Here is a 12757-nt window from a genome sequence, read left to right as displayed (position 1 = left end):
CTCCGGCGCACGGCCCGCTCTCGCTCCCGCCTCGGGGCGTTCGTGCTGCCGCGACGCCTAGACTTCCGGCCCGTGGCGGGAAACAAGGTGGCGCGCACGCTGACAGGAGTCCTTCTGGGCATGGCACTGGGCCTGGTCGAGCTGGTCTTCCTCGCCCTGGCCTGGCCTGCCGCGTTGATCTCCTCGGCCCGGCCCGCCGCCGCGCGCGGGCTGGCGGCGCTGACGGCACTCGAACGCGCCAGACTCGGCAGATGGCTCGACCACGGCGCCACCCGGCAGGACGGCGGCTACGCCTTCCTCGCCGCCCGCGCCGCGCTCGGCGTCATCGGCGGCTACTGCTGCTACGCGACGCTGTTCCTGAGCTGCCTGCTGCTGTTCGGCGGCGCATGGGACCTCCTCTGGAGCGAGCAGGAGCCGGTGCCCGTGGAACTGCCAGGAGTGAAGATCGTCACGAGCGGCGGCGTGCTCGGGCTGACCGCCGGCGTGGCCGGGCTGGCCCTGCTGGTGCCGCTGGTCCTGGCGCTCGGCTGGGCCGAACGGCGGCTGGCCGACCACTTCCTCGGCCCCGGCGACCGCGAGCGGATGCGCAGGCGCATCGCCGAGCTGACCGCGACCCGCTCCGGCATCGTCAGGGCCGTCGACGACGAACGCCGCAGGATCGAACGCGACCTGCACGACGGCGTCCAGCAGCGCGGCGTCGCCCTGGCCATGCTGCTGGGCCGCGCCAAGCACAGCCGCGACCACGAAAGGGCCGCGGAACTGGTCGGCCAGGCCTACACCGAGTCCCGCAGGCTCCTCGACGAGTTGCGCAGCGTGGCCTGGCGGATCTACCCGAGCGCCCTCGACGAGCTGGGGCTGCGCGCCGCGCTCACCGGCGTCGCCGAGCGCTCGGACGTGCCGGTCACCGTCCACTACGGGCTGGCCGGCAGGCCCGCCTCCGAGATCGAGACGGCCCTGTACTTCGTCGTCCGCGAAGCGATCACCAACGCGGTCAAGCACGCCGGAGCGCGTGACATCCTGGTCGTGCTGGGCGAGGACGAGCGGACGGTGAAGGTGACGATATCCGACGACGGCGCGGGCGGCGCCGACCCTTCGGGCGGCGGGCTGTCCGGGCTGGCCAGGCGCGTCTTGGCGCTCGACGGGCGTTTCACGGTGGACAGCCCGCCCGGCGGCCCCACCAGGGTCGGCGCGCGCCTGCCGAAGGCGCCGCCGTGCGCGTGATCCTCGCCGACGACTCCGTCCTGCTGCGCGAGGGCCTGACCCGGCTGCTCGACGACGCGGGCCACGAGGTCGTCGCCGCCGTCGGCGACGCTCCCGCGCTGCTGGAGGCCGTCGCCCGCGACCGGCCCGACGTGGCCGTCATCGACGTGCGCATGCCGCCGGGACACAAGGACGAGGGGCTGCGGGCCGCGCTGGAGATCCGCGAGCGCCTGCCCGGCGTCGGCGTGCTCGTCCTGTCGCAGTACGTCGAGCAGCACTACGCCGCCAGGCTCCTGGCCGGCTCCACCGAGGGGCTCGGCTACCTGCTCAAGGACCGCGTCTCGGAGGTGGCCGACTTCCTCGACGCGCTCGAACGCGTCGAGGCGGGCGGCACCGCGCTCGACCCCGAGGTGGTGCGCCAGCTCCTGGCCCGCACCACCCACGCCGACCCGCTGGCCCGGCTGAGCGCCCGTGAGGGCGAGGTGCTGCGTCACCTCGCCCAGGGCTTCGTCAACGCCGCGATCGCCGAACGCCTCCACGTCTCGCTCAGCACCGTGGAGAAGCACGTCAACGCCATCATGGACAAGCTCGACCTGCCGCGCGACCGCGACTACAGCCGCCGCGTCCTGGCGATCCTGCGTTATCTCGAAGGGTGATCAGCTCGCGTTGAACGGCGAGGCCAGGCGGCCCTCCTTCACGAGCGTGTCGAGTGTCTGCCGCATCGCCTGGGCGTCGTTCAGGTGCGGGAACGACTCCCCGGCCGGCACGTCCACGCCCAGGAACCGGCAGAGCGGCTCCCATCCTTCGCGCACGTCGAAGACGAGCAGCCGCTCCGGCGGCAGGCTCTCCTTCACCGTGGCGACGTGCCGCTCGAAGGCGGCCACGGCGCTCTCCTCGTCGGGCAGCCCCTCCCGCATCGACGGGCCGCCGAAGAAGGAGCTGGAGATGTGGTCGACCACCGGGCCGAGACGCATCATGGCCTGGAACACGGCCGTGGCCGCCTCGGGCATGTCCTCGGGCAGATCCCGTTCAGGGCCGTTGGACAGGAGCGCCCGCATGCTGACGTACCAGGCGCGCGGGTCCCGTACGGTGAGGATGACCTTCGCCTCGGGGTACGCCTCGGCCAGCTCCCGCCAGTAGAACGAGGCCGGCCAGTCCTGCGCGGACCGGAAGCCCTCGAACACCTGCTCCCAGTCCACCGGCTCGCCGGCGGCCAGCGGCAGCCACCGGTCGACCCGGGCCGGGTCGGTCATGATGGTGAACATGTGGTGACATGGCCCGAATCCGAGCCGGTCGAGCGCCGCCTTCATCGAGCTGGTTCCCGTTCGCGGGAGCCCAGCTCCGATCACGGTGAGCATCGTCGCCTCCATGGGGTGTCGGCTGGTATGACGTGATCATCTTCCGTCGTGCAGTCGCCGGGTGGGCGTGCGGCCCCCCGGCAGGGGAAGAGATCCACCCATGACCATCATGCTTGCCGACGGACGCCCGATGCCGCGCATCGGCCTCGGCACCTGGCCCATGGACGACCGTCAGGCCCACCAGGCCGTGACCTACGCCCTCTCCGTCGGCTACCGGCTGATCGACACCGCCGCCACCTACGGCAACGAGCGCGGCGTGGGCGCGGCCGTCGCGGAGGCCGCCCTGCCCCGTGAGGAGCTGTTCATCACCACCAAACTGCGCGGATCGCAGCACGGATACGACGCCACCATGCGCGGCTTCGAGGAGAGCAGGGACCGGCTCGGCCTCGACTACGTCGACCTCTACCTGATCCACTGGCCGCTGCCGGGGCACGGGCTCTACGTCGACACCTGGCGGGCCTTCGTCCACCTGCGCGAGCAGGGCCTGGTGCGCTCGATCGGCGTGTCCAACTTCACGCCCGAGCAGATCGAACGCCTGGTGGAGGCGACCGGCTGCCTGCCGGCCGTCAACCAGGTCGAACTCCACCCGTTCCTCGCCCAGCGCGAGCTGCGCGCCTGGCACGCGGGGCAGGGCATCGCGACCGAGTCGTGGAGCCCGCTCGGCGCCGGCAACAAGCTGCTCGACGAGCCCGCCGTCAAGGAGCTGGCCACGGCCCACGGGCGCAGCCCCGCGCAGATCGTGCTCCGCTGGCACGTGCAGCTCGGCGCCGTGCCCATCCCCAAGTCGGTCAACCCCGAGCGCATGCGGCAGAACCTCGAGGTGTTCGACTTCAGCTTGTCACAGGAGGAGATGGCCCGGCTGGACACCCTCGACCGGGGCGGCCGCACCGGCGGCCACCCCGACACGCACGTCGAGCTTTAGAACACCATGTGGGACAGCCAGTGCTCCAGGAGCGCCCGGTCCCCGGTGACGCTCACCCCGGCGTCGTCGAGGGGCAGGCCGTGGGAGAACAGGGGCATGACGTCCGAGACCGCCCCTGACACGATCGGTCACACGCTCATGTGGCTGACCGGCTCGCTCGAACGCACCCTGTCGTGAGCCGCCTGCCGCGGCGGGTGGTGGCGAGGACCGCGAGCGTGGCCAGCAGCAGCCAGACCGACGTGGTGGCGATCAGCCAGGCCCAGCCCGCGTGGCCGTACACGATGCTGCCCGCCGTGCCGCCCGCGCCGCTGCCCAGGTAGTAGCAGAGCGTGTAGAGGCCGGCGGCCCGGCCTCGGGCGTGCGGCGGTGCGTCCGCGGCGACCCAGGCGTTGGCGATCGTGTGCGCGGCGAAGAACCCGGCGGTCAGGACGGCGAGGCCGGCCGCGATGACCGCGAGCGAGCCGTGCAGGGTCATCGCGGACCCCGCCACCGTGACGATCAGGGCCGTGACCAGGGCGGGGGTACGGCCCCAGAGCGAGGTCAGGCGTCCCGCGGCCGCCGAGGAGGCGGTGCCCATGGCGTAGGCGAGGAAGATGAGGGAGGCGGCGGCGGGGGTGAGGGACAGGGGCGGGGCGGACAGGCGGAAGCCGGCGGCGTTGTAGAGGGCCACGAACGAGCCCATGCCCAGCGCGCCCACGGCCAAGGGGGTGAGCAGGCCCGCGCCCAGCCGCCGACGGCCCCCGCTCTCCGGAGCCCTCTCCAGCGTCACGGTGGCCGCGAGCCGCCCCGTCTCCACTGCCCTGGCCGTCTCCATCGCCTTGGCTGTCTCCATCGTCCCGTGGGCCTCCATCGCCCCGTCCGTCTCCGCCGCCCCGGCAGCCTCCGCCGATCGGCCGGCCTCGATCGTCTGCGGTCCCCGATCCGAGGCCGGCTCCGGTGATCGTCCGGTCCCGATTGCCTGGGCTCGACCGTCCGGGGCCGGGGCCGGCTCCGGGGACAGGGGGTCAGGGGTGTGGTGCGTGCGTGGCAGGGCGAGGGCGGCGAAGAGGGCGCACACCAGGGACACCCCGGCCACCACGGCCAGCGCCCCCTGCCAGCCGAGCGGCCCGGTGGCGAAGCCGACGCCGAGCCGGCCGGTCATCCCGCCGACCGAGTTCCCCGCGATCATCGCCCCGACCGCGGCCGCCAGCCGGGCCGTGCCGAGCTGATCGGCCAGGTAGGCCGCCGCCACCCCGGCGAACCCGGCGATCGCCACCCCCTGCACCGCCCGCATCGCCAGCAGCGCGGGAAAGGACGGCGCGAGCGGCAGCAGCAGCCCGATCATCGCCGAGCCGAGCACCGACCAGAGGATGACGCGCCGCCGTCCGACCCGTCCCGCGAGCCACGCCAGCGGCAGCACGGCCACGGCCAGCGCGCCGGTGGCCACCCCGATCGCCAGCGACGCCGTCCCTGGATCGAGCCGGAACGCCGTGGCGAGCTGCGGCAGCACGGGCTGCGGCGCGTACAGCAGCGCGAACGACGACAGCCCGGCCGCGGCCACGGCCGCGCTGACCCGCCGCGTGCCGGCGGGGGAAGCCTCGATTACCACCACACCAGCAACGCTAAGCAAGGCTAATAAATACGTCTAATGCAAAAATGAGAGATAATTCATGTTATGACGCATGAATCGGCGGACGATCGCCTGGCCGCCCAGCTCGCCCCCGGCCTGGCCCTGCTCGCGGCCGTCGGCGAGACGGGCCACGTGACCCGCGCCGCCGAACTGCTCGGCGTCCCCCAGCCCACCGCCAGCCGCCGCCTGGCCGCGCTCGCCGACCTGGTCGGCGCCCCGCTCGTGCTCCCGTCAGGCCGCGGCATCCGCCTGACCGGCGCGGGCCGCACCCTGGCGGGCGCCTCCACCCGCGCGCTGGCCACGGTCGCCGCCGCCGTCCGCCAGGTACGCGAGGAGATCGACCCGGACACCGGCCGTGTCGTCCTCGGGTTCCTGCACCTGCTCGGCCGTTCGCTCGTGCCGTCCCTGATCCGCGGCTTCCGCGTGCGCCACCCCGGCATCCGCTTCACCCTGGCGCAGGGCTCGCGCCAGGACATGCTGCGCGCCGTCCACGATGGCGAGATCGACCTGGCGTTCGTCGCGCCCATGCCGCTCGACGACCCCGACCTGGTCAGCCGCCCGCTCGCCGACCAGGAGCTGGTCCTGTCCGTGCCGCGCTCACACCGCTTCGCCGCCCGCGCGCGGGTGCGGGCCGGCGAGCTGGAGGGCGAGGAACTGGTGACGCTGGAGCACGGGTACGGCCTGCGCCAGATCACCGACGACCTGTGCGCGGCGGCGGGGTTCGAGCCGAGGATCGCGTTCGAGGGGCAGGAGTCGGAGACCGTCCGCGGCCTGGTGGCGGCCGGTCTGGGGGTGGCGATCCTGCCGCGTGCGCGTTCGACCTCGTCGGTGGTGGAGATCCCGCTGGAGCCGGCCGTGTTCAGGACCATCGGGGCGAGCTGGTCCGCGGGGGAGCGGCTGACCCCTGCGGCGCGGGTGTTCAGGGACCACGTGTGCTCGGGCGAGACGAAGCTGGGGCAGGGCTTCCGCCCTCCTGCGCCAGACTGGGGATCATGACACATGACGGTGACGCGGGCGTGACGGGGTCGTTGGCGAGGGTGCTGGCCGACGTGGCGGCCGAGCGGGCTGCCCAGGACGAGAGATGGGGCATGCAGACGCTCCCCGACGGCACCGGCGGCCAGGACGCCACGACCCACTCCGACCGGGCCAGGCGGCAGACCGACGCCGCGGCCCAGGACGGAGGGCTGACATGGCGGCACATCCTGGAGGAGGAGGTGCTGGAGGCGTTCGCGGAGAGCGACCCGGCGCGGTTGCGGACCGAGCTGATCCAGGTCGCCGCCGTGGCCGTCAAATGGGCCCAGGCGCTGGACCGCCGCCCGGGACGCTCTACAGACAATTGATGACTCGATAAGGGCCTGTATACAGTCGGGGGTGCTCCGAGGTCGGCTCCCAGCCGCCAGGGATGGGCGCACTGCGACCATGTGGCGCTGCCGGACTATCGTGTTCGTGGGCACCACGGGCGTGGACCAGGTGGTGGGGCGGACGGCGCAGCTCATGCGCGAGCACGACACCAACGACGTCCGCCACATCAGCGGCATCCCCTGGAGGTTATCCAGAAGTACATCAACTTCCACTACAGCGTGAGCGTCTTCAGCTCTCTGTGTTTACATGAGTAAAACGGACATCAGCGTAACCTCGTCGCCTTCCCGGCCGAGGCCGGGAAGTGATCCGGTGGAAGCCGGCGCCGCGTCCGTCCGGTGAGCCGGGCGGACCGTGGGTAAGAGCCGCGTTGTCGGGGCCTGACTTCGCATTCCTGGATGGAGTGCAGCTCTTGGGCCACCGCCCCGCCGGACGCTGTCCCGATTGGTGCGGACACCAATCGGGGGCGGGGACCGGGCGCCAGTCGGGCACCCGGCTATGACTGAACATTACTACACGATTACTTTTAGTAGTAGTCGATCGGTCCAGAGAAAGCCGAGCACGCACTCACGGCGCTCAGCGCCGACCTTGCTCGGCAAGTTCCCCTAATCGCCGGATCTCGTCCCGTAGACCGTGATGGCGAACGGCCGAGGGGAGGACGCGTGGACCTCCTCGCTCAGCCGCGACAACGACGTGTGCGCGTCCAGGTAGTGGTGCAGCCGGGTGGCCTCCGGCCAGGGATGGACGGCCACGAGCACGCCGTCGGGGCCGAGCAGTTCGCTCAGCTGCGCCGAGGCCCGCCGCAGCCGCTCGTGGCGGCCCAGGTAGTAGAGCGTCTCGGAGCAGAACACCAGGTCGAAGCGGCGTTCGGGCCGGTGGGTGAGGATGTCGGCGCGGATGAAACGCACCCGCCCGTCCTCGGGCACGCGCACCCGCGCCCTGGCCAGCGCGCGCTCCGACACGTCCACCCCGACGATCTCCGCCTCGGGGTACGCGCCGGCCAGCGCGCGCGTGAACACCCCCTCGCTGCAGCCCACCTCGATGATCCGCCGATAGGGCCTGGCCGGTAGCTGCCGCAGCGTGGAGCGGTACTTGTGCTGCTCGTAGCCGTCGGTGGCGAGCTTCCACGGGTCGGGGGCCCGGTGCACCCAGTCGAAGTAGCGGCTCAGGAGCAGCGCCTGCCCCGCCGGGGACAGCAGGGAGAGCGTGCGGAAGAACGTCCGGTGCATGGTCTCAGCAAAGCCAGGCATACGGCCTCTCTCGGTCGAGACGGGGGTGATCGAGTCGTCGCCGAGAGTGAATTCCCGCTAATCAGCGAGATGACGCCTGGTGAGAGGGCATCAGAACGACTCGCGCAGCTCCCTTTTGAGGACCTTGCCCGAGGCGTTCTTCGGCAGCGCGGCCACGAACGCCACCCGCTTGGGCGTCTTGAACGGGGCCAGCCGCTCCCGCAGGAAGGCGATCAGCTCCTCGGCGGTCAGCTCGGCGCCCTCGCGCAGCACCACCGCGGCCGCCACCGCCTCGATCCACTTCTCGTCCCGCACGCCGAACACGGCCGCCTCCGCCACGGCCGGATGCCGGTAGATCGCCTCCTCCACCTCGCGGCCGGCCACGTTCTCGCCGCCCGACTTGATCATGTCCTTCTTCCTGTCCACGACCGACAGGTAGCCGTCGGCGTCCATGACGCCCAGGTCGCCGCTGTGGAACCAGCCGCCCCTGAACGCCTCGGCGGTCTTGTCCGGGTCGTTCCAGTAGCCGAGCATGGCGTGCGGGCTGCGGTGCACGATCTCGCCGACCACGCCGGGCGGCACGGGCCTGTCCTGGTCGTCGACGATCCTGGTCTCGACGTTCAGCGCCGGCCGGCCCGCGGAGCCGAGCCTGGTGAGCTGCTCCTCCGGGCCGAGGATCGTGGCGACGGGCGCCATCTCGGTCTGGCCGTAGAAGTTGAACAGCCGCACCTCCGGCAGCCGGGCGGCGATCTCCTTCAACACCTCCACGGGCATGATCGAGGCGCCGTAGTAGCCCTTGCGCAGCGACGACAGGTCCCGGCGGTCGAAGTCGGGGTGGCGCAGCAGCGAGATCCACACGGTCGGCGGGCAGAAGAGCTTGGTGGCGCGCTCCCCCTCGATCGTGGCCAGGATCGCCGCAGGGCTGGCGCCGGGCAGGACGATGTTCGTGGCGCCCAGGTAGATGCCAGGCGTGAGGAAACAGTGCAACTGCGCGCAGTGGTAGAGGGGCAGGGAATGGACTTCGACGTCGTGGTGGCTCATCTCGCCGTCCACGACGCACGTCACGTACTGGGCGATGAGGCCGCGGCTCGACAGCGTGGCGCCCTTGGGACGGGACTCGGTGCCGCTGGTGTACATGAGCTGGATGGGGTCGTCGTCGCCGACCTCCACCCGCGGCTCCGACGCCTCGCCGAAGGCCGCCCACTGCGCGAAGGACTCCCAGCCGTCCGCCGCGCCGATCACGCCGCGCACGCCGACCGCCGAGGTGAGCGCCGCCTCGGCCACCGGCCGCAGCGCCTCCTCCACCAGCATCCCTGTCGCGCCCGAATGGTCCAGGATGTAGGCGACCTCCTCTGCCCGCAACATGAAGTTGATCGGCACAGAGACGGCCCCCAGCTTCGCCAGCGCGAAGTAGGCCACCACGAACGCATGGTTGTTATGGCTGAAAAGGGCAAACCGATCGCCCTTGCCCACGCCCCGCGCGGCCAGGGCGTTGGCCGTGCGGTTCACCATCAGGTCGAGGTCGGCGTAGCTCTGCCGCAGGTCGCCGTAGACGATCGCGGTCTTGGAGGGGAAACGGGCGGCCGAGCGCCGCAGCAGATCACCGATGGCATGCTGACGAGTCATGGGGGGTGCACCCTTCAGTCGCGCAGAACGATGTTCGGGCGATCTTAACCTGGAAGGACGCTGCCATCCTCCGACGCCCGGAGGGACCTCGGGTCAGTCCAGCCGATCCCAGGCGACCCCGTCATAGTGCTCAAGCAGCCGCGTCATCATCGTCTCGTCCTGCCGCAACGCGACCCCGTCCACCTCGCCGACCCGCATCACGCCCCAGGAGTTGCAGAGAAAGACCTGGTCGAAGCCCGCCAGGTCGCCGACCTTCATCGGACGCCACTCCTGCGGCACGTCCATGCGCTCCAGCAGCCGCATCGTGGTGCCGCGCAACATCGGCGCGTCCGGCCAGAGCAGCCGGCCGCCGGCGAAGGCGCCCAGGTTGGTGATGGCGCCCTCGCTGATCAGGCCGTCCTCGGTGGTGAGCAGCGCCTCGTCGAAGCCCTCGCGGGCCACCTGCCGCACGATGTGGAGCTGCTGGAACCCGAAGGCCTGCTTGACGTGCGGCAGAAAGCGCTGGTAGACGACCGGTTTGACGCGGTGGGGCCGGTCGGGCGGCGTGACGGGGGCCGAGGCCGTGGCCAGGACGCGCGGCCCGTCGCTGTCCACGACGAACACGCGCACGCTGGCGTCCCGCAGGTCGTCGCCGAGCACGGCCCTGATCGAGCCGAGCACCTCGGCACGGTCGACGCCGACGCCGAACAGCTCGCGGCCGGCCGCCTCCAGGCGCTCCATGTGCAGGTCGAGCCCGCGCACGCGGCGGTCTCTGATCTGCATGGAGGTGAAGTGGCCGTAGCGGGTCTCGAGCGCGAGACGCGCGTCGGCGTCGACCACCCGGCCCTCGATCACGGCGCGCTGGAGCATGGCCACCTCCTACTTCGAGAACACCCCCACCGACCATCGGACCGGACGGTTGGTCGAGTCACCCCACAGGCCCATTCTCCCAGTGATCCGCACCGGCTTGCCCTTGGGGACGGCGATCGAGAAGTCGGCCGTCGCCATCGGGTACGGGCCCTTCTTCCAGACGCCGCAACTACCCGTCACCGGATTGTCCCCGCCGTTGATCTCGTACCTGAACCACATCCGCTGGGCCAGGTCGCCCGTGCAGAGCTGGTCGATGCCGATCTTCCCGCTGGAACTCGTGACCGTGAGCGTGAACTCGTGCTCCTTGTCCGACAGTCCCGTGCTGTTCGCGATCCGCGGCATGTCGCCCACGCGTTCGGGGAAAGCCTTGACCGGCTCCGGCTCGACCCGTCGCGCGGGCGGCGTCCACTCGTAGACGGCCAGGCTCCAGCCGGCCTCGCGCGGCTCCGGCAGGCACGGCCCGTCCTTCTCCTTCTGGAGGCACCCGACGCCGGACAGGTCGAACTCGACGGTGACCCTTGTCGCGCCCTTCGGCACGATGAGCGGGTGTGATTCCGTCGTCCCCATGTTGAAACACGGGGAGAAGCTGGGGCGTAGGTTGGAACGGCCGTTCACGGTGATCTTCGGGCTGTAGTCGCCGCGTTCACCCAAGCACCGACCGGCCACGTCCAGCGGCCTTCCGGAGACCGGGACCTCGACCGACGCCTTCTTCGGTCCGTCCTTGCGCATCGAGAGCGCGGCCACGCGGCGGTAGTCGGTGCCGTCGTCGGAGGTGAACCGCTCGGGCAGCTCGACGGCAGCGGTGGTTTCGCCGCCCTTCTGGCCGGTCGCCGCGGTGATCTCGCGCGGCTCGGACGTGCCCGGCATCAGGACCGCGACCGTCGCGACGGCCGCGACGGCCGCCACCGCCGCCGTCGCGCCCGCTGCCATGCGCCGCCGCAGCCGCGTCCTGCGCACACGCGCGCGAACCTGGTCGTGGCGGTACGGGTTCGCGGGCGAGGGGGCCTCGGCCCGCTCCCGCAGGACCTCGCGCAGGTCTTGTACGGTCACCGGTACAGCTCCTTCACGATCGATTCGTCAACGCGCAGCTTGGCCAGCGCCTTGGCGGTCTGGCTCTTGACCGTGCCCTCGTGGCAGTCCAGGATCCTGGCGACCTCGGCCACCGGCAGGTCCTCGTAGAAACGCAGCACGATCACCGCCCGCTGCTTGGCGGGCAGTCGGCCCACCGCCTGCCACAGCTCCTCGCGCCCGGCCCCCGAGGCGTCGTGCGCGATCTGTTCGGGGAGGGTGTCGCTGGGCAGCTCCCTGCGCCAGCGGCGCCGCCACCAGGACGTGTACGTGGTGACCAGGACCCTGCGCATGTACGCCTCTGGCTCCTCGATGCCCGGCCAGGCGAACCACGCCTTGGTCAGCGACTCCTGCAGCAGGTCCTCCGCCGTGCCCCAGTCGCGGGTCAGGAGGTACGCGGTGCGTAACAGCCGATCCGCCCTCGAAACCACGAAGTCCTGATATTCCGCCCTATCCGCCAACTTGACGTGCCTCCTGTCCTGCCTGCTGACGGTAGAGACGCATCGAACCCGAACCGAGGTTGCCCGCGCCCAGCAGGACAACAGTTGGTGTGAAGGACGGGCGGGGCGTGTCAGGTGGGTTCGGAGCGGGTCACCGTGAAGGGGGCCAGTTCGCCCAGCCCGCGTACCGACAGCCGGTTGACCTCGCGCAGCCGGAAGGCCCGGTCGCCCTCCAGTTCCTCGGCGAGCTGCGGATCGGCCAGGATCGTCCCGGGCAGGGACAGTGCGGTGAGCCTGCTGGCCAGGTTGACGGTCGTGCCGAACACGTCGCCCATGCGCCACATCACCGGCCCCGACGCCAGCCCCACCCGCAGCTCGGGCATGTCCTTGACGCGCGCGTGCGTCTCCACCAGCCGCAGCGCGATCTCGGCCGCCACGTGGGACTTGTCGGCCACGAACAGCACCGAGTCGCCCAGCGTCTTGACCACCCGCCCGCCGGTGGAGGTGACGATGTCGGCCGAGTGCCCCTCGAACCTGTCGATCAGCCTGGCCAGCTCGGTGGAGGTGATCTGCCTGCTCAGCCGGGTGAAGGCGACCAGGTCGGCGAAGCCGACCGCCAGGCGTACGGCGCTCATGTCCTGGCCGGCGATGCGGCCCGCGGCGGCGGCGAGCTGGCGCTGCCAGGCGTAGACGAGCAGCCGCGCCAGGTCGGGCACCACCATCTCGGCCCGCCGCCGCCAGGCGCGCGCCCGCTCGGCCAGCGGCACGCCCGCCTGGTCGAGCGACTCGGCGCCCACCTCGGCCTGCGACTCGGCCAGCCGGGTCGAGGCCCGGCCGATCGAGCGGGCGATCAGCAGCATGTGCTCCTCGTCGTAGGCGCCGGTGCTGATCATGCGCAGCATCGTCTTGAGCGCCTCGACGTCGGACTCGGTGAACTCGACCGCGTCGTCGGCCACGTTCGCGAAGCCCAGGGCGCGCCACAGCCGCCGGGCGCGGTAGACCGGCACCCCGGCCATGTCGGCGACCTGGTGACTGGTGTAGCGGCGCGGCTCGCGCAGGAACGCCTCCGCCAGCAGGTCCTCATCCTCGAGCGCCAC

General features: G+C 71.6%; 13 protein-coding genes. 5 read left to right on the top strand and 8 right to left on the bottom strand.

The features are described from left to right. The first annotated feature begins 72 nt into the window (after nucleotides 1-72). Nucleotides 73-1221, top strand: coding sequence for a sensor histidine kinase (locus tag ACFOY2_RS08765; protein ID WP_379527429.1), 1149 nt, complete (start codon nucleotides 73-75; stop codon nucleotides 1219-1221). After that, complete coding sequence (locus ACFOY2_RS08760) at nucleotides 1212-1856, top strand: response regulator transcription factor (RefSeq protein ID WP_357809447.1); 645 nt, start codon at nucleotides 1212-1214, stop codon at nucleotides 1854-1856. The genes ACFOY2_RS08765 and ACFOY2_RS08760 overlap by 10 nt, the downstream gene beginning before the upstream one ends. On the opposite strand, the gene ACFOY2_RS08755 is transcribed toward ACFOY2_RS08760, so the two are convergent. Then, nucleotides 1857-2558 (bottom strand): sulfotransferase family protein, encoded by a 702-nt coding sequence (locus ACFOY2_RS08755; protein ID WP_379527428.1) that lies wholly within the window; start codon nucleotides 2556-2558, stop codon nucleotides 1857-1859. A 100-nt stretch (nucleotides 2559-2658) separates the two neighbouring features. On the opposite strand from ACFOY2_RS08755, the gene ACFOY2_RS08750 reads away from it, so the two are divergent. Further along, a complete protein-coding gene (locus tag ACFOY2_RS08750) occupies nucleotides 2659-3480 on the top strand; it encodes an aldo/keto reductase (protein WP_379527427.1) in 822 nt (273 codons plus the stop codon). 136 nt (nucleotides 3481-3616) lie between these two features. On the opposite strand, the gene ACFOY2_RS08745 is transcribed toward ACFOY2_RS08750, so the two are convergent. Continuing rightward, entirely contained in the window at nucleotides 3617-5071 is a 1455-nt protein-coding gene (locus ACFOY2_RS08745) for an MFS transporter (protein ID WP_379527426.1), read from the bottom strand. A 63-nt stretch (nucleotides 5072-5134) separates the two neighbouring features. On the opposite strand from ACFOY2_RS08745, the gene ACFOY2_RS08740 reads away from it, so the two are divergent. Continuing rightward, on the top strand, nucleotides 5135-6085 hold the full coding sequence (locus tag ACFOY2_RS08740; RefSeq protein ID WP_379527425.1) for a LysR family transcriptional regulator: 951 nt from the start codon (nucleotides 5135-5137) through the stop codon (nucleotides 6083-6085). Continuing rightward, the gene (locus tag ACFOY2_RS08735) at nucleotides 6082-6429 is read left to right on the top strand and encodes a hypothetical protein (protein WP_379527424.1); all 348 of its coding nucleotides are present in this window, start codon (nucleotides 6082-6084) and stop codon (nucleotides 6427-6429) included. The genes ACFOY2_RS08740 and ACFOY2_RS08735 overlap by 4 nt, the downstream gene beginning before the upstream one ends. Before the next feature lie 624 nt (nucleotides 6430-7053). Here the strand turns inward: ACFOY2_RS08735 and ACFOY2_RS08730 are convergent. The 6 genes from ACFOY2_RS08730 to ACFOY2_RS08705 all read right to left on the bottom strand — a co-directional run bounded on the left by ACFOY2_RS08730 (nucleotide 7054) and on the right by ACFOY2_RS08705 (nucleotide 12757). Next, nucleotides 7054-7698, bottom strand: coding sequence for a class I SAM-dependent methyltransferase (locus tag ACFOY2_RS08730; RefSeq protein ID WP_379527423.1), 645 nt, complete (start codon nucleotides 7696-7698; stop codon nucleotides 7054-7056). A gap of 90 nt (nucleotides 7699-7788) precedes the next feature. After that, entirely contained in the window at nucleotides 7789-9303 is a 1515-nt protein-coding gene (locus ACFOY2_RS08725) for an acyl-CoA synthetase (protein WP_379527422.1), read from the bottom strand. Nucleotides 9304-9396: 93 nt separating this feature from the next. Then, nucleotides 9397-10152, bottom strand: coding sequence for an aminotransferase class IV (locus ACFOY2_RS08720; protein ID WP_379527421.1), 756 nt, complete (start codon nucleotides 10150-10152; stop codon nucleotides 9397-9399). A gap of 9 nt (nucleotides 10153-10161) precedes the next feature. Further along, nucleotides 10162-11202, bottom strand: a complete 1041-nt coding sequence (locus ACFOY2_RS08715) for a hypothetical protein (RefSeq protein ID WP_379527420.1) — start codon at nucleotides 11200-11202, stop codon at nucleotides 10162-10164. After that, nucleotides 11199-11681: a SigE family RNA polymerase sigma factor gene (locus ACFOY2_RS08710; protein ID WP_379527419.1), complete on the bottom strand. Its 483-nt coding sequence runs from the start codon at nucleotides 11679-11681 to the stop codon at nucleotides 11199-11201. The genes ACFOY2_RS08715 and ACFOY2_RS08710 overlap by 4 nt, the downstream gene beginning before the upstream one ends. 110 nt (nucleotides 11682-11791) lie before the next feature. Beyond that, nucleotides 11792-12757, bottom strand: coding sequence for an adenylate/guanylate cyclase domain-containing protein (locus tag ACFOY2_RS08705; protein ID WP_379527418.1), 966 nt, complete (start codon nucleotides 12755-12757; stop codon nucleotides 11792-11794).

Source organism: Nonomuraea purpurea (assembly GCF_042650645.1).
Taxonomy (GTDB): Bacteria; Actinomycetota; Actinomycetes; order Streptosporangiales; family Streptosporangiaceae; genus Nonomuraea; species Nonomuraea purpurea.
This window is presented reverse-complemented; position numbering and strand designations above follow the sequence as displayed.